The sequence below is a fragment of the Virgibacillus proomii genome (assembly GCF_900162615.1).
Classification (GTDB): Bacteria; Bacillota; Bacilli; order Bacillales; family Amphibacillaceae; genus Virgibacillus; species Virgibacillus proomii.
In genome coordinates, this window is sequence record NZ_FUFN01000010.1 from 696,027 (window position 1) to 713,115 (window position 17,089).

The following is a 17,089-nucleotide window of genomic DNA, read 5'->3' on the forward strand; positions in this document are numbered from 1 at the left end:
GGGTAAAATCAAAATTTCAATCCACGCACCTATATAAGGTGCGACAACCAGGGACAGCCGAAAAAGATTCAACAGAAAAGATTTCAATCCACGCACCTATATAAGGTGCGACACAAGGCAAAGTTTCAATTTGACGAGATTTATAACATTTCAATCCACGCACCTATATAAGGTGCGACATAAATTAGGTTTAGCAAGTACGGCTAATCAAAGAATTTCAATCCACGCACCTATATAAGGTGCGACATTTCTTCAGACTGTTGCAATAATTCGTCAGTGAGATTTCAATCCACGCACCTATATAAGGTGCGACGTTTTTGAGTATATTTTTTGTAATAAAGCAGGAACATTTCAATCCACGCACCTATATAAGGTGCGACTGCGATTTCAGCATAAATTTTTACAAATATAACAAAAAACTGCCTATTTTAGAGAAGAAAAGGAAAAAAATGAACCATTTCTCTTCACCTTTTTCAATTATTTACCAAAAACAAAATAAATAATGGTGCGAATCCCCTAGGGTTTTTATGTGCACTTCAGGTTCGCACCAAGTTTAATACCCTAGCTTTCATACAATTATTATATGATAGTGCAGAGGGTTTGTCATTTATTAACGAAAATAACCGTACAAGTGGAAGAATCTTAAAATATGTGCAAATAAAATCAAAGAATGATGTTTTCCTCTTTGTAGATTAAATTATTTCGACAATTAGTAGCAAAATGCATAATTGGTGTTTTAATTTCATTCACAGGGTGATCTGTAAATTGAAAGTAAAATTAAATTACTACAGCATAGTATAAACGACAAATTTAAGCAAAATACTGTTATATTTATCGAAAAAAAATGATTAAGTTCAAAGTGGATAAATTAAGGAATTAAAATCATAAATCGCAATCATTACTATTTACAATTTAGTAAAGATGTTTTATAATAACTTATAAAACGTAATCATTACGATTTAAGGTGATTTTGAGATAGAGTATAAATATTGATAGGAGTTGATCAAATGGCAAAAAAGTCTAAAATTGCAAAAGAGAAAAAACGCCAGAAGATGGTTGAACAATATGCTGCCTTGAGAAAAGAGTTAAAAGCAAAAGGTGATTATGAAGCAATTCGTAAATTACCACGAGATTCTTCTCCAACTCGCTTGAAAAATCGCTGTGAAGTTACAGGCAGACCACGTGGCTACATGCGAAAGTTCAATATGTCACGCATTGCCTTTAGAGAATATGCTCATAAAGGGCAAATACCAGGTGTGAAAAAAGCTAGTTGGTAGGGGCCAGCGTTTTGGAGAACTAAAATAAGTTAACAGGGGCATCTTAAAGTGTTGTCCCTGTATTATTTTTTATACAAAATAATAATTAATTCTTTGTACATAGAAGAGGAGGGGAAGGTCAATGAGTAAAAAAATACCAGTGAACGTTTTAAGTGGTTTTCTAGGAGCAGGTAAAACATCTCTACTCAATCATCTTCTTGAAAATCAGAAAGGGTTAAAAATAGCCATTATTGTTAACGACATGAGTGAAATTAATGTTGACGCAAAGCTTGTGAAGGAAGGCGGCTTTGTTAGAGCGAAAGAAAATATGGTTGAAATGACCAATGGTTGTATTTGCTGTACATTACGAGAAGATTTAGTAGTGGAATTAGAGAAATTAGCTAAGTTGGATATTGATTATGTGTTAATTGAGTCAAGCGGTGTATCTGAACCGATCCCAGTAGCTCAGAGTTTCGTATATCATGATTAAGAATTGGGGATAGATTTAAACACCTTATTCCAGCTTGATACAATGGTAACGGTTGTCAATGGGCAGCAGTTTTGGGAGGAGTATCGATCAGAGGATTTATTAATCGACCGGCAATTACATGCTTCTGATGATGATGAAAGAGCTATTGTTGATTTACTGATTGATCAAATTGAATTTGCAAATGTCATCGTTTTAAATAAAATAGATAAGATTTCTAACGAAAATATAGAGTTAAAGAATTTGCTTTATAAGTTAAATCCAGAAGCGAAGATTATCCCAACAAGCTTTGGACAAATAGCTCCATTACAGGTGCTTCATACTAATCAATTTAACTTTGAAAAGGTAAGTCAAGGTGCTGGTTGGATCAAAGAATTAAATGAAGAGCATACACCATAAACGGAAGAGTATGGTATTAGTTCATTTGTTTATAGAAGCAGAAAGCCATTCCATCCAAAATGATTTGAGCAATGGTTAGAGAACTGGCCAAAGGAAATTATTCGTGCAAAAGGTTTCTTCTGGTTAATAACGAGAAACGATGTAGCAGGTCTCTTGTCACAGGCTGGATCTATGATTACATTAGAAGCAGCTGGTAAGTGGCTAGCAAGCTATTCTCAGGAGGAACAAGAAGAATTAAAGGCACAAGATCCAGCTTTGTTTGAAAAATGGGATGAACAGACAGGAGACAGAATGACAGAGCTAGTTTTTATTGGGAGAGACATGGATAAGGAGCAGGTTATGGCTTCATTAAATCAATGTTTAGTAACAGAAAAAGAAGAAGAAAAACCAATTTCTTCTTTCGCAGATTCGTTACCCCCATTCTTAATAAGGTAAATGTTTTTCGGGATAACCTTGCCACTTAAACAACTGTCTAGTTAAATAATGGTATAACCGGGTGGTATTTCAGAAATTTAAGACGAATATATTACAGGTTCAGTTTATTGATTTTTTCAGCACCTCTTTTTAAAAAGGGGTGCTTACTACGTTGTGCAAGACCACATCTTAAGGCCTTTACAACCTATTTTAACTCACGCACTAATATAAGGTGCGACTTAACCCAGATGATTGGATGGTGCATGTATTAACCAATTTCAATCCACGCACCAATATAAGGTGCGACGGAAACTATAATCGACGATGCTTACTCTTTTATAATTTCAATCCACGCACCTATATAAGGTGCGACTCTACATAGTTCAAGCGTCTTTTGTTTACAGATATTTCAATCCACGCACCTATATAAGGTGCGACGAGTCAGACGACTCCACAAACACACCAGAATTAATCATTTCAATCCACGCACCTATATAAGGTGCGACCATGAGGCAATTATCGCTGCACAGCAAGAGGAAATATTTCAATCCACGCACCTATATAAGGTGCGACGCCACCCACTACAACAGCACCGTATTTAGCAGCTATATTTCAATCCACGCACCTATATAAGGTGCGACTATATTTCTATCTCCGAAAATGAGTTATGCATCTGATTTCAATCCACGCACCTATATAAGGTGCGACTGCGATTTTAACATAAAATTTTACAAATATGACAAAAAACCGCCTATTTTAGAGAGGAAAAGTAAAAAAATGAACGTTTTTTCTTCGTTTTTTTCCAATTATTTACCAAAAAATAAAATAAATAGTGGTGCGAATCCCCTAGGGTTTTTATGTGCACTTCAGGTTCGCACCAGATGGAATAAAAATTTTGGAGAAATCTTTCTCGTACTATTATAGGCTAATTTTAGCTTATTAGCATCTGTTAAGATACATTACCTAATAAAAAAATTGAAGTTTAAAGAAATCTACAATTATACCAAAGCTTGATATATTCTAACGATTATAGGCTAATTTCCATTATTGTGCTTAAGTACTGAATAGAAGCTTTTCATTGGGTTTCCGATTTCGAATTAGTCTATTCCAGTTTTACGTCTCAACTTTTAAGCATCCTCTCTAACTTCATATGGAAATGTTTCAACTTTAGTGTGTCCACTCTCAATTTTATGAACTTATGTATCAACTTCGAGGCATTCACTCCCAATTATTGAGGAGATGTCGTGGCTTCAATCATACTTTCTCAGCTTTGATCCGCCTTCGTTCTCTCCTGACTTTGACCTACATTTATTCTTCAAATTCTTCTACTTTAGTCCAATATCAAGGATAATACGAACCAATTATGGTGTGAAATGACCTGGGGTTATTATCCCGCATGTAACTGGCAGCAAGATCTGCCCTTCCATGCCACGAGGTGAAACATTGTGAAAACTCTAGCAATAAGTAGACAAGGGTGAAATAGTGATGGGATATAAAGATGTTGAAGAATTTGTAGTACGGAAGAAATTACGGTAATAGCAAAAATGGGTCTATCTGTTTTCTATATTTTGGAAGTGAAACAACCAAAAAAGGAAGGATTAATAAAAGAAGCATCAAAAAATTGACGAAAGCACGTACCGCTCTCGTCATTTCACTTTCTTTAAAACCAAACGACGATTAGAAGGCTCCGGAACCTCCTCCACCGCCCCCAACCCCAGCTCCGCCTCCGCTACTACTGATTGTAGTGTCAGTTGTCGCTGCTGTTACAGTAGAATTAACCTCATCAAATTGCTCGTTAAGAGCTGCTGCAACAAGCACGAACATCATTAAATCTGTATCGGAATCGTAAGTTAATGATGTGGTATTTTCAAATAGCTGTTTATTTTTTTGCGTTATTGGGGCATGATTGATACCAAATCCATATATAAAGGCCCGTTTTTGTTCATCGCTGACAAGTGTTTCCCATTCAGCGTCTGGTAGATTAGAGTATTTTTCCTCAAATTCCTTCCACTGTTTATAAATACGTGCTCCTTTTAATGTTCGTGGACGGTAAGTGATGGCGAATAAGATCAGTACAACAAAGTAGAGCAAGGAAATAGACATGTTACCATAGAGTTCATGGATCGCAAAAATGATGATGAACGGAAGGATGATCAAGCTTAATAGACCTGCTGCCGCTCGAATACCAAATGGTTTATCTATCAGTTTATGGTCAGCCATTTCCTTTTTCACGCTATATTGATAAGAATCCATCTTTCTTTGATAAATATCTTGATTGGTTGTTGTTTTCGTAAATTCCTGTAAATCATTTGTGCAAAAGACACCTTTTTGTCCAACGGTATAGAATAGCCAATTAATAAGAATTGCTTCATGCTCATGGTCGGTTTGCTCATGGACTACAATAAATGTATTTTTGTCCTTTTCATCACGTTTAACGTATCCTTTTCGCTCCAAATCAAGTAAAGCTGCAGTCATCGTCTCAGGACCAATTTGACCTCGATTCATATAAGCAATTGTTGCAGGCAGACTCATTTCTTGTTTTGGTAAAAAATAAGCAGATTCAGATGTACGCTCTAATTCTAGTTTTTGTACATGCATTCGTCTCCAAGCGAAAAATAACAAAATCAAACTCAAAATTGTAAATGCACCTAAGACATAGGGTGAAATATCTTCTAACATGGTTTTCCTCTGAATAAATGCCTTTTCCTTATCCATTAACTCTTGCTTTGTAGCAAGTAATTGCTCAAGCATGAGTTTATCTTCGGTAATGGAAACACTAGGGAAAAGAGATTTATCATAAGCAACAGTGATGTCACCATTTTCACCGCTCTCAACATATCCCATCGCATAATGAATCACACCGCCTGCTTCCTGCTTCTCTGTTGCAAAAGCAGCGTCTTCTCCGTATGCAACGACATCCTCTGTTTTCTTCGGAGGGTGGATAAAGATATCGAGTTGCTCATAAGCAGTCTCATTGCTGCTATCAAAAAAAGGCCACGCAAATACAACAACATCTTTATACGCTTTTAGACTATCTTCAATGATATAGGATAATTGAATGGTGACCGTTTCATCTTCACCACGTCGATAAATTTTATAGGTATCATCTTCCTGCTTTACCTTTAACGCTTTTCCTTTTTCGGTAGCCGTTACGTCATGAATAGAGGATCCTTCTTTTGGAATTAACGTGCGAGTCATTCCATTAAATTTTCCTTCGAACTGATAGGTATGTTCTTCGACTACCTCAATTTCTTCATCTTCCTGTAAAAAAGCCTCTATTTTACTTTGATCAATAGAAAAATCTACCGCAAAAACAGTGCTGGGTATAAGACATAGAGTTATTATGATTCCAAATAATAGACCGATTTTTTTAACCATCGTTTTCCTCCTTATAGTTTGTATTACGAAAAACGCATGTAAAAGTTTCAATGGAAGCGAGCGTGCTTGTAATTAAGGTTTCGCCAAAAAAGCAAATGAGTTGCTAAATTACCTCAACTAGCATCATTTTTTTAATGATTTGTTCTACTACAAAGAAAGCTAACATAACAATTTATAGACTGTTTTTTTACAAATATATGGAAGATGTATCATTATTTCAATGATTTCACATTAAATGAAATCATTGTTTTTGGAGAGGAGGAAGCAGTAATTATTTAACAAAGATAGGAGCTTAATTTTATATTCCAAGGAATAAAAGAGTTTATATTCATTTAAAAAACAACATTCATATGATTATAGAGTTTTTATAAAAAATACTCAGAGGGCACTTTTGTGGAAAGCTGAGAAAAGACTAAGGTCTTTAATTCTTTCAACCGGAGACTATATATGCCAGTGTAGGAAAAGTGAAATGTAACGCAATCAATGCTTTTATTTTAAAACTGCTTTCGCGTGAAGTGTTTATTTATTTCAAGGGGTGAAAAAATGAGTCAACGTAAAAAAGTATTTCTTGCAGGTCCATTTAAAAGTCTTGTTAATCCAAAAACGGGGGTAATGGATCATTATGAAAAGCAAAAGCTGGTAAAGCTCATCACTTTTTTTGAGGAGAAAGGATTTGCTGTTCATAATGCCCATAAGCGTGAGGAATGGGGAAAAGACTTTATGACGCCTGATGAATGTACAGCAATTGATTTTGAAGAAATTCGTACCTGTGATCTTTTTGTCGCCTTTCCAGGAACTCCGCCTTCTCCGGGTACCCATATTGAAATTGGCTGGGCATCCGTTCTACAGAAACCGATCATTTTGCTATTAGAAGAAGGAGAAGACTATGCTTTTTTGATCCAAGGCCTTGGAACTGTGGCTAATGTAACTTTTATCTATTTTCAAAAAGAAAAAGATTATTTAGATAAACTTGAACAATTGCACTTGCAATTTAAATGGGGGATGAAATAAATGCGATTTAACAACTTCCATGAGGCGTATATAGAAACGCTTGATGATGTATATCACAAGCCACAATTTTACAATGCGCCACGTGGAAATAAAAGTCGTGAGAAACTAAATTACCACTTAACTATTCAAAATCCGATAGAACGAGTTTGCTATTTACCTAGCCGAAAAACAAATATTGTTTTTAACTTTGCTGAAGTTTTATGGTATTTATCAGGTGACAACAGCCTTGATTTTATTGGCTATTATAATAAGAAAATGCACGAGTATTCCATGAATGGAAAAACATTAACAGGTACAGCATATGGACCGAAAATTTTTAAGTTTGGTAATGCCAAAATAAATCAATGGAGCCAAATGAAAGAGTTGTTGACAAATAAAGATCCCGATTCCAAAAGAGCGTTTATACAGATTTTTGATGCAACAGAGCTTGTAATAGAAAATAACATGGATATTTCTTGTACATTAGGTTTGCAGTTTTTTGTAAGAGAAGGCAAATTGTATCTGACATCATATATGCGTGCAAATGATGCGTTTCGTGGAATAGTAAGTGACATTTTTTCCTTTACATTTATTCAAGAATTAATGGCAAGAGAACTCGATTTAGAAATAGGAGAATTTTTTCACAATGTTGGTTCTATCCACATTTATCAGCCAGATGACAATTGGACTGAGAAAGTGCTTCAAGAAGCTAATTCTATATCAAAGCATAAGAAGGCAATGTATGAGTTTCCTAAAATGCCATTTGTAAATAACTGGTCTTCCATAGAGCATGTATTAAAATATGAAGCCTTGTTAAGAAAAGACCAAATAAGTATGACTAGCAGTGAAATCGAACAGCTGGACCTACCCGAATATTGGAAACAGGTTTTATTACTTTTTAGCTTGTACCAATATATAGCCTATAAAAGACCAATCGATTTTTCTCTATACCATCATTTGTGGCCAGTTTACCAGCATTTAGTAGATAACAAGTGGCCCAAAGTAAGTAAATAAATCAATTATAATGATAGCGAGGTATGAGTATGAAGACTTCTTTTAAAAAAGAAACAATTGCTAATAAATTTGAGGCTTATAATGATATACTTGAACAAACATTAGGGTTTCGGTTTGTTTTTCAAACATTTCTATCAAACCCAAAGATAACAAGTGTACTTGACTATGGGTGTGGTCCAGGAAAAGTCTCGTATAGATTGGCTAAAAAAACGGGTGTCCATGTTTTGGCTGTGGACGAGTCTAAAGAAATGATTAACATTGCATCTAAAAAGCGAAACCATCCAAATATTAAATATCATCTAATAAAAAATGACAATCTTTCCTTTCTAGAAGATAATTCAGTAGATGGGGCTATGGCCTGTTACGTATTTATTAATACCGAAAAAAAAGAACAAATTTTAAGGATTATGAAGGAGATTTACCGGGTTTTAACACCCCATTCTCTCTTTGTTATATTAGATACAAACCCTGACTCTACAGGAATCGAGTTTTCAACGTTTCGAAATGGTATAAAAGGAAAAAAATACATGAGTGGTGAATCACGGCAAGAATGGTTACATATAAAACACCAAGAGGATCTTATATTACATGATTTCCATTGGCCGAAGACAGTGTACGAGAAGCTTTTGAATGAAGCGGGCTTTCAAAAAATAGAACAATTAGAACCGACGTTGAAAGATATCCCTGAAGAAGAATTAAAAATGATTCAAGAAAAGCATCATGATCATCATTGGAAAAATGAATGGGAACTTCCTCCCTTTATTATATATAAATCTATTAAACCAATGGAGTAGTAGTGAAATTATTTACTTTTTCTATTAGAATGGTTAATAACTAAATTCTACTAACTGTTCTAAGGAGGGGGAATAATGGCGGTAGCTGATGAGTTTGATGTATTTTTATTTGATTTGGATGGGGTTATTTATATAGGTTCTGAGCCACTTTATGGCGCAATGGAATCGCTTAAGCAGCTTCGAAAAGCAAAGAAGGGAATTCGATTCTTGACTAATGATCCATGTACGACAAGAGAAAAAACGGTAAGGAAATTAACTAGTCTGGGGATAGAAGCAAGCGAAAAGGAAGTAATCACATCTTCCTGGTTAACAGCACAATATTTAGAAAGTGAAAACATAAAATCTGCACTTGTTTTGGGTGATGAAAATTTAAAGTGGGAATGCAAACAGGTTGACATTTATACAGAAACTCAAACAGATGTGGAAGCAGTTGTGATCGGATGGAATAATGATCTTTCTTTTTATGATATTCAAAAAGCTGCAGGACTTATTCATAGAGGTGCAAAATTTGTTGCAACCAATCCAGATAGAACATTCCCTACGCCGAATGGACCTTTGCCAGCGGTCGGAGCTATTGTAGAAGCAATTCGGGTGTCGACAGATAAAAGACCATTTATTGTTGGAAAACCATACCCATATATGTTTAAAAAAGCGCTTGAGGATTTTGATGTTTCGTTAAAAGCTGTTATGGTCGGCGATAATCCTTATACGGATATTTTAGGTGCGCATCAGGCAGGGATACCAGCTATTTTAGTATCAAATCAACATGTTAAAGCATTTCCATCAGCAAAAGATTTTCGTAATCCAGATGCTACGATATCTAATTTAAAAGATCTTTTTGATTCAAGCATCGCTATGAAAAATTGGGCCTCTCCAACCTTTGCTTGGCCTGAGACGATTAAAGCTGGTGTAGCAGGAATAATATTTGATAGCGACCAGCGTGTGTTATTGATGAAACGAGCAGACAATGGGCTATGGGGAATTCCGTGTGGACATGTCGAACCAGGAGAAACGGTGGAAGAAGCGATCATCAGAGAGGTTCGTGAAGAAACAGGGTTAATAGTTAAAGTAAGTCGACTAATAGGTGTTTATTCTGATCCCGAGTTGCAAGTTTTTTCATATCCTAATGGAAAAGTGAGTCAATTTATTACGAATTGCTTTGAATGTGAAGTAATTGGAGGGAATTTAGTTAGGGAAAATGAAGAAACTTTAGATGTCAGTTACTTTGATATAAACCATTTACCAGACGACCTCCTTCATATGCATCCAAAGTGGATTAAAGATGCCATCATAAAACAAAATGTTTCATATATTCGATAGTTTACCTTGTGAAAATATAAAATGAAACGGAATATTTTAATCATAGTAAAAAAACTCATACAAATATATGACGTTCATTCTAATAGAATACCTTTAACACGTGCTCTATTATTTTTTGGGGGCTTTCACTTGAAGGCTGTGCCGTTTGGCTATTGTTGCCAAGCGGTTTTATTATGTCTTTCTATTATAGTTCCTCTCGCTAGCTCGCATTTATAATATCTTTGAATTCAAAAAACCAAGAAGGTGCAATAATCAACTGTTTACAAAACAAAAAAATCTATATTTACAGGTGCTCATCTGTTCAATTTCAAAGTAAAGGAATAAACTAGAACAAACGTTCATTAGTAATGGAACACTTACTAGAACTATACAAAGAAGTTAACGAAAAGGCTTATATTAAACGTATTTGAGAAAAAGTATTAACAGTCAATGTTTTAACCACCTTTGATAACTAGTAGCTGACCTCTGGAAATACTCCCAAAGCTTCTTTGCTATTTCTTCATTTTGTTCAGTTCTGAATAAGAGATAAAATCCACACTGATCCCAACACTAGAAACTGGAATAAGTGGTGTTCTATATCAGGTGAACTTCAAAGGAAACAGTTTAATGGTATAATAGAAAGTGGCGTCAAGTAATATTCCTTGAAACAGGGGGTGCATGAACAGTGTAATTCAGAAAATTCATTAGAAAAACTTGGCTTGTGTCAAGACTTTTTGGCGAAAGCTATCGTTTTTCTTATACGATGAACCATAAGTTTTATATTTTCCTATAGTATAAAAAGCGACGGCGACTATTTTATTTTTTTAACATCCAAAACTAAATAGAAAGAGGTTATCAATTAACAAAAAAGGTGGAAGATTAATGATGAAAATAGCAATTTTAGGTGCAGGCCATGCAGGATGTGCAGTAGCGGGAGATTTATCGATCAAAGGTCATGATATTACACTAATTAAAACTTCTAACTCTATGCATAATGAAAATTTTAACTACCTATTGGAAAACAATGGGAAAATTGCATTAAGGGAAAATGGAGAAACAAAAACGACAAGGATAAATAAGGTAACAAAAGACTTATCAGAACTAGCAAAAGCAGATATTATCATTGTTTATATTCAGACGTCTTATCATGAAGATTTAATACTCAAAATATGGAACCATATTCAAGATGACCAGATTATTCTTTTTAATCCTGGATACTTTTCTACAGCTTATATGCTTAAACATGGCATTAACCATAATATAACGATTGTAGAAGCTCAAAGCTCATTTATTGACTGTCGTATTATCGAACCTGGGGTTATCAAAGTGGGTTTTAGAAATGTGAGAAATCCTCTAGGTGTATATCCAAATAAGAATTTATCCACTGCACGAAAGAAACTGGATAAATTGGGATATCCGTTTGAATATTTATCATCTGTTGTTGAGGCAGCTTTGCATAACCCTAATTTAATTGTCCATACAGTAGGCGCAATAATGAGTATCCCACGTATTGAAAAAACAAAAGGGGATTATGTAATGTATTATGAAGTCTTTACCCCTAGTATTTGGAATATTCTAGAAAAATTAGATGAGGAAAAAATGAATGTATTAGAAAAGCTTGGATTTGATAGAATTTCATATGTTGAGGCATGTAAGTATCGTAATACATTAGATGCTACCTTAGATGCGAAGGAAGTATTTTTTAAGTATGCAACAATGCCAAAAAGGGCGAAAGGGCCAGTTTCTGTAAGATCTAGATATATCACAGAGGATGTTCCTCAAGGTCTGGTAATGCTCGAATCCATAGCGAAACAGTTGAATATAAAAACCCCGGTTTGTACTGCGTTAATAGAAGTAGCTTCTGGAGCTTTAGACATGGATATGCGTAAAGGTGGCAGAACTCCTGAATGTTTAGGAAGGGAAAATATAAGAAAAATATTAGAAGATAGAAAGCAGAAAGTAGCCAATAAATAGACGCGTTATTTTTGATGATCGATTAAATTCTCGCAAAATATTCAAGAGTAAAATGCCAAGGTAGAATAGAATCACAGTTGCAGCTACAGGATTTGTCGGATTGTCAAATGCTGTTTTTATTTGCATCATAGTATATAATTGCCTATACCTTCAAGAAAAAAGATATGATCAACTATCAAAAACTTCTATTGTCTGTCTATCTGGATTTGGAAGGGGTAGTAAAAATTTATGAGCTGTAGTAAAAAGTGAAGAAATTTACAAAGTTTAAATGGAAACGATACTCCAAAGTTACGAAGCTACGTATTATATTATAGTAAGAGAGTGACTTGGAATATAAATATAAAATCAGTATATATGAGATTCAGTTTAGCAATTAAATTTATCATTTCATTGTTAAATACAGTGTAACCATTTTGCCACATTTATTTTTTGGAAGAATATGAAAATAACCATCTTTTAAGAAGCTTTGCTAACTAGCCCCAGAAATAGATACTCCGATTCCTATGTTGATCATATCGTTTCCCCCCCTTTTTTTCTATATTTTCGATATCCCAAGTTACCAAAAAAGACAAGTGCTTTAAATTAATTTATTCTTTAACTTTATACGTAACAAGTTTACTATCTGAATAATTGCCTTTCCATAGGCTCATTCCTCGTACTCTGGAAAAGGTTACAGGAGGTAGTTCTAAAAAACTAAACAAGAATATGTTTGAACAGATTGGACTATCTAAACCTACAAAAGGAACTCTATATCAAGCTCAACTTATAATTTCTAAAGAATTTAGCAGTCATTTTTATCTTTGCCAACGCTGCTTTAGCCAGCCCAACTTATCTTGACCAAAAGATACTATGATGAGAAGATTGATTGAATTTAATACATAATTTTAGGGATGAAGGTAAAGTGCGCCAAATTAGATGAAGAAGTGTTGGAAATAGACAGATTGGGCTCACAGAAAATGTTGGCTCACCTTGGTCTGTCCAAATTGATTATGTGGTAGTGCTTAAGTACAAGCCGATGATGGGGGTAGGATATTGTGAAGGTGCTGATACAATCAGTTGGAAAAAATGGGTGTGATATTAAAAGGATGGAACAGTCACTTTACAGTATCCATAAGAAAGACCCAAATGATTTTTTGGTCATAGCTTAAATTCCTAATCAATGACCTGAAAATAGCACGCAAACTAGCAAAAAGTAAACCAATTCATAATGCTGTATCGTATTTCTTTGTTGTCCTGCTTCTCCAACTCTTATGTAAAATTCTTAAAATTAACCGCGTAGAAAAATGTACTTGGTATACTTATTGCAGCTCAACACGTTGCCATTTCAAGCTTTACCGTAAAGGATTATTAAAACAATTCGTACGGTGAGTAAAAGTACGTATAATATTTATTCTAAAAATGGTGAAAATGGTTATGTAACGCTTATACATTATAAAAGCAAACAGAAGACTTCATGTAGGGAATTACATAGTGAAACTATTCCATTTTTTGCTTCTTGTTATTGTTTCATTATGAATTAATATAGTTTACAAGGCAGTTAAAATTCACAAGGAGGACAACACCAATGAATATCATACAAAAGACAGAAGCTGCGATAAAAAATGCGGTAGGTCAATCTATTTTAAGAGCCAAATTAGTGGTTCAAGAGTCCGATACTCCGCCAATTCTGTTGGAAAAACCGAGTAATGAACAGCATGGGGATTACGCTACAAATATCGCTATGCAGTTAACTAAAGTAGCTAAACAGCCCCCAAGAGAAATAGCTCAGGCTATTATCGATCATTTGGATTTGCAAGGTACACATATTCGTAAAATGGAAATTGCCGGGCCTGGATTTATCAATATCTTTATGGACAGTGATTATTTAATACCATTGCTCCCTCATGTTTTGCAAACGCGAGAAGATTATGGTAAGCATCCAAAAAAAGGTATGCGAATTCAAGTAGAATTCGTTTCTGCCAATCCGACTGGAGATCTTCATTTAGGACATGCGCGCGGTGCAAGTTATGGGGATGCACTCTGTAACGTATTAGAAGCAGCTGGATATGAGGTAGAGCGTGAGTATTATATTAATGATGCCGGAAATCAAATTCATAATTTAGCTCTGTCTGTAGAAGCACGTTATATGCAAGCATTAGGACTAGAAGCAGAGATGCCGGAAGATGGCTATTACGGACAGGATATTATTCAGATAGGGGAAGAATTGGCTACTGAAGAAGGCGATACGTGGCTCCATCAATCGAAGGAAGAACGTTTAGCGTATTTTCGCCAATATGGATTAGAGTATGAATTGAAAAAGATTGAAAACGATTTGCAACGATTTCGGGTCAAATTTGATAACTGGTTTTCGGAAATATCTTTATATAAGGAAGGAAAAGTAAATCAGGCTTTGGATAAAATGCGCAAATCCGGTGAAATATACGAAAAAGACGGCGCAACCTGGTTTCGGACAACAAAATATGGGGACGATAAAGACAGAGTGGTCATTAAATCAGATGGCAGTTATACGTACTTAGCTTCGGATATCGCATATCATAACGATAAGCTGGAGCGGGGTTTTGATAAGCTGATTAATGTTTGGGGAGCCGATCACCATGGGTATGTTCCGCGGATGGAGGCAGCGATTCAAGCGTTAGGGTATCCAAAAGATACATTAGAAACAGCCATTATTCAGATGGTGAACCTATTTGAAGATGGAGAAAGAGTGAAAATGAGTAAGCGATCCGGGAAGGCGTTAACGCTTCGTCAATTAATGGAAGAGGTTGGAGTAGATGCGATGCGCTATATGATGAATACACGTTCCTGTGACACGCATTTAGATTTTGACATTAACCTTGCACGTTCACAATCAAACGAAAACCCTGTTTACTATGTACAGTACGCACATGCACGGATTTGTACACTATTAAATAAAGCAAAAGTAGCGGGGTATTCTTATACGGAGTACGATGCTTCCCTGTTACAGTATTCTAGTGAGAAGGAATTATTAAAGATGCTGGGGGAATTTCCACAGCTTGTGTTAGATGCAGCAGAGAAACGAATACCGCACAAAATAACGCAATATGCTTTTGACTTAGCTTCCGCATTACACAGTTTCTATAACGCAGAAAAAGTGTTGGATGAAACACAATTAGCCTTAACAAAGGCTCGTTTGGCATTGTTGGAAGCTGTTAAAATAACGATTGACAATGCGCTCCGTCTAATTGGTGTGCATGCTCCAGAACAAATGTAAAACGTAAAGATTAAAAACCGCCTTAGTTGTGAAAAGTTCACCAACTAAGACGGTTTTTTTGTGTCTAAATTTAGATAACAAAATAGCCTCTATAATGTAAAAGAAAAAGAAAGTTATTGAATTAAGGTAGATGGTAAAAAAATACACCATTTTTTCGAAAGGGTATTTTTTATTCTATTTACCCTAATTACCATTTGTTATAAATAAAAGCAAGAAAATAATCGTGTATGATTTAACAAATCCCTTTATAAACAATGAATAACTGTTTGTGATCTGTTTATACTAACACCAAGACAAACCATGTATTTAAGTCGTACAGGAGTGCATGAGATTTAATTGTTGACAAGTTTAGATTTTAATGATGAAAATTAGTTTTTTTATGATATGAGGAGGTATTTAAATGAAGCAACCATTACAAGTTACGTCGGAAATTGGTGAGCTGAAATCCGTATTGTTACATCGTCCAGGTAAAGAAATTGAAAATTTAACCCCTGATTATTTAGAGCATTTGTTATTCGATGATATCCCACATTTACCAATGATGCAAAAAGAGCATGATTATTTTGCAGCGACGTTACAAAATAGAGGAATTGAAGTGTTATATTTATCGAATTTAATGACGGAAGCGCTTCATACAGAAGAGTTAAAAAAGCAATTTGTTATGGATGTATTGAAGGAATCTAATATCCATGGCGGTGGTTCTCAAAAAGTAGCTGATTATTTATTGTCCTTTGATACAGAAGAGATGGTAAAAAAAGTGATGGCAGGTGTACGAAAATCAGAAATACCGTTGGAGAATAGAAAGCATCTATATGAATTGTTAGATAATCATTATCCATTTTATTTAGATCCAATGCCTAATCTTTATTTCACCCGAGATCCAGCAGCAACGATAGGAAATGGTTTAACCATTAATACAATGAGGGAAGTTGCCAGGAGACGAGAATCTCTGTTTATGAGTTATATCATCCGTCATCATCCAAGATATGCGGAGTCTGATATACCTATTTGGTTGGATCGAGATTACCCTTGTCCGATAGAAGGCGGTGATGAGCTAGTTTTAAGTAAAGATACAATTGCAGTTGGAATAAGTGCAAGAACAGCAGCAAAGGCAATAGAACAACTAGCGATTAATATTTTTAAACGACAAACAGATATAAAACGCGTCGTTGCTGTGGAGATCCCAAAATCAAGAGCGTTTATGCATTTAGATACGGTATTTACGATGGTTGATTTCGATAAATTTACCATTCATCCTGAAATACAGAATAAAGATGGAGAAATGGACATTTATATTCTGGAAAAAGGAGAAGAAGAAGATACTGTAAAAATAACGCATAAAACGAATTTGTTGGAAACATTAAAAGAAGTATTAGGGCTAAAGGATGTGACTTTAATTCCATGTGGTGGCGGAGATGTCATTGCTGCACCGAGAGAACAATGGAATGATGGTTCCAACACATTGGCCATTGCTCCTGGTGTAGTTGTCACATATGACCGCAACTATGTGTCTAATAAATTGCTTCGCGAACATGGTATTGAAGTAATTGAAGTAATTAGCTCCGAATTATCCAGAGGTCGTGGCGGCCCCCGTTGCATGAGTATGCCTTTATCAAGAAAAGATATAGGAACGGATAGTTAAAAATAATGTGTTAAGTGCTTTCATAGCCGTGTATATCCTCATAAGCTGGACCATTCAAGAAATCACTGCTAGTGAACATTCAGATCCTTGGCATACTAGTGAAGATTACAACAAGGATGTATACGTAGATAATCTTTTTTATGGAATATAAAAACTATAGGTGAATGGCTACTTAACCAACAAGTAATTACCATTATTTAGAATAAAATA

General features: G+C 35.1%; 9 protein-coding genes, 1 pseudogene and 2 CRISPR repeat arrays (1 of these 12 running past the window's edge). Of the genes and pseudogenes, 9 read left to right on the forward strand and 1 reads right to left on the reverse strand.

Annotation, left to right across the window (positions count from 1 at the left end; translation table 11 throughout):
• Window positions 1-380: direct repeats of the CRISPR family, unit length 32 nt; unit sequence ATTTCAATCCACGCACCTATATAAGGTGCGAC; it begins 53 nt to the left of the window's first position.
• 627 nt (window positions 381-1,007) lie between these two features.
• Entirely contained in the window at window positions 1,008-1,277 is a 270-nt protein-coding gene (rpsN, locus tag BN1066_RS11145) for a 30S ribosomal protein S14 (RefSeq protein WP_077302463.1), read from the forward strand.
• Window positions 1,278-1,398: 121 nt separating this feature from the next.
• Window positions 1,399-2,577 (forward strand): annotated as a pseudogene (locus BN1066_RS11150) (GTP-binding protein).
• A 186-nt stretch (window positions 2,578-2,763) separates the two neighbouring features.
• Window positions 2,764-3,264: direct repeats of the CRISPR family, unit length 32 nt; unit sequence ATTTCAATCCACGCACCTATATAAGGTGCGAC.
• A gap of 969 nt (window positions 3,265-4,233) precedes the next feature.
• Here the strand turns inward: BN1066_RS11150 and BN1066_RS11155 are convergent.
• Window positions 4,234-5,934 carry a DUF2207 domain-containing protein gene (locus BN1066_RS11155; protein ID WP_077319507.1) on the reverse strand — a complete coding sequence of 567 codons (1,701 nt, stop codon included), beginning with the start codon at window positions 5,932-5,934 and terminating at the stop codon, window positions 4,234-4,236.
• 543 nt (window positions 5,935-6,477) lie between these two features.
• Between BN1066_RS11155 and BN1066_RS11160 the strand changes: the two genes are divergently transcribed.
• The 7 genes from BN1066_RS11160 to arcA all read left to right on the forward strand — a co-directional run bounded on the left by BN1066_RS11160 (window position 6,478) and on the right by arcA (window position 16,879).
• Complete coding sequence (locus tag BN1066_RS11160) at window positions 6,478-6,945, forward strand: nucleoside 2-deoxyribosyltransferase (RefSeq protein WP_077319508.1); 468 nt, start codon at window positions 6,478-6,480, stop codon at window positions 6,943-6,945.
• Window positions 6,946-7,938 (forward strand): thymidylate synthase, encoded by a 993-nt coding sequence (locus tag BN1066_RS11165; protein ID WP_077319509.1) that lies wholly within the window; start codon window positions 6,946-6,948, stop codon window positions 7,936-7,938.
• Window positions 7,939-7,967: 29 nt separating this feature from the next.
• The gene (locus BN1066_RS11170) at window positions 7,968-8,732 is read left to right on the forward strand and encodes a class I SAM-dependent methyltransferase (protein WP_077319510.1); all 765 of its coding nucleotides are present in this window, start codon (window positions 7,968-7,970) and stop codon (window positions 8,730-8,732) included.
• 75 nt (window positions 8,733-8,807) lie between these two features.
• The gene (locus tag BN1066_RS11175) at window positions 8,808-10,052 is read left to right on the forward strand and encodes an HAD-IIA family hydrolase (RefSeq protein WP_077319511.1); all 1,245 of its coding nucleotides are present in this window, start codon (window positions 8,808-8,810) and stop codon (window positions 10,050-10,052) included.
• Between the two features lie 861 nt (window positions 10,053-10,913).
• Entirely contained in the window at window positions 10,914-12,005 is a 1,092-nt protein-coding gene (locus BN1066_RS11180; protein WP_245799773.1) for an NAD/NADP octopine/nopaline dehydrogenase family protein, read from the forward strand.
• 1,564 nt (window positions 12,006-13,569) lie between these two features.
• Window positions 13,570-15,237: an arginine--tRNA ligase gene (argS, locus tag BN1066_RS11190; protein ID WP_077319513.1), complete on the forward strand. Its 1,668-nt coding sequence runs from the start codon at window positions 13,570-13,572 to the stop codon at window positions 15,235-15,237.
• Between the two features lie 400 nt (window positions 15,238-15,637).
• Window positions 15,638-16,879, forward strand: a complete 1,242-nt coding sequence (gene arcA, locus BN1066_RS11195) for an arginine deiminase (protein ID WP_077319514.1) — start codon at window positions 15,638-15,640, stop codon at window positions 16,877-16,879.
• Window positions 16,880-17,089: the final 210 nt, after the last annotated feature.

Excerpts from the sequence above, each read along its gene's own strand:
- BN1066_RS11160 (WP_077319508.1), top strand. The coding sequence starts at position 6,478 with ATGAGTCAACGTAAAAAAGTATTTCTTGCAGGTCCATTTAAAAGTCTT.
- BN1066_RS11180 (WP_245799773.1), top strand. The coding sequence starts at position 10,914 with ATGATGAAAATAGCAATTTTAGGTGCAGGCCATGCAGGATGTGCAGTA.
- argS (WP_077319513.1), top strand. The coding sequence starts at position 13,570 with ATGAATATCATACAAAAGACAGAAGCTGCGATAAAAAATGCGGTAGGT.
- arcA (WP_077319514.1), top strand. The coding sequence starts at position 15,638 with ATGAAGCAACCATTACAAGTTACGTCGGAAATTGGTGAGCTGAAATCC.
- BN1066_RS11170 (WP_077319510.1), top strand. The coding sequence starts at position 7,968 with ATGAAGACTTCTTTTAAAAAAGAAACAATTGCTAATAAATTTGAGGCT.
- rpsN (WP_077302463.1), top strand. The coding sequence starts at position 1,008 with ATGGCAAAAAAGTCTAAAATTGCAAAAGAGAAAAAACGCCAGAAGATG.
- BN1066_RS11165 (WP_077319509.1), top strand. The coding sequence starts at position 6,946 with ATGCGATTTAACAACTTCCATGAGGCGTATATAGAAACGCTTGATGAT.
- BN1066_RS11175 (WP_077319511.1), top strand. The coding sequence starts at position 8,808 with ATGGCGGTAGCTGATGAGTTTGATGTATTTTTATTTGATTTGGATGGG.
- BN1066_RS11155 (WP_077319507.1), bottom strand. The coding sequence starts at position 5,934 with ATGGTTAAAAAAATCGGTCTATTATTTGGAATCATAATAACTCTATGT.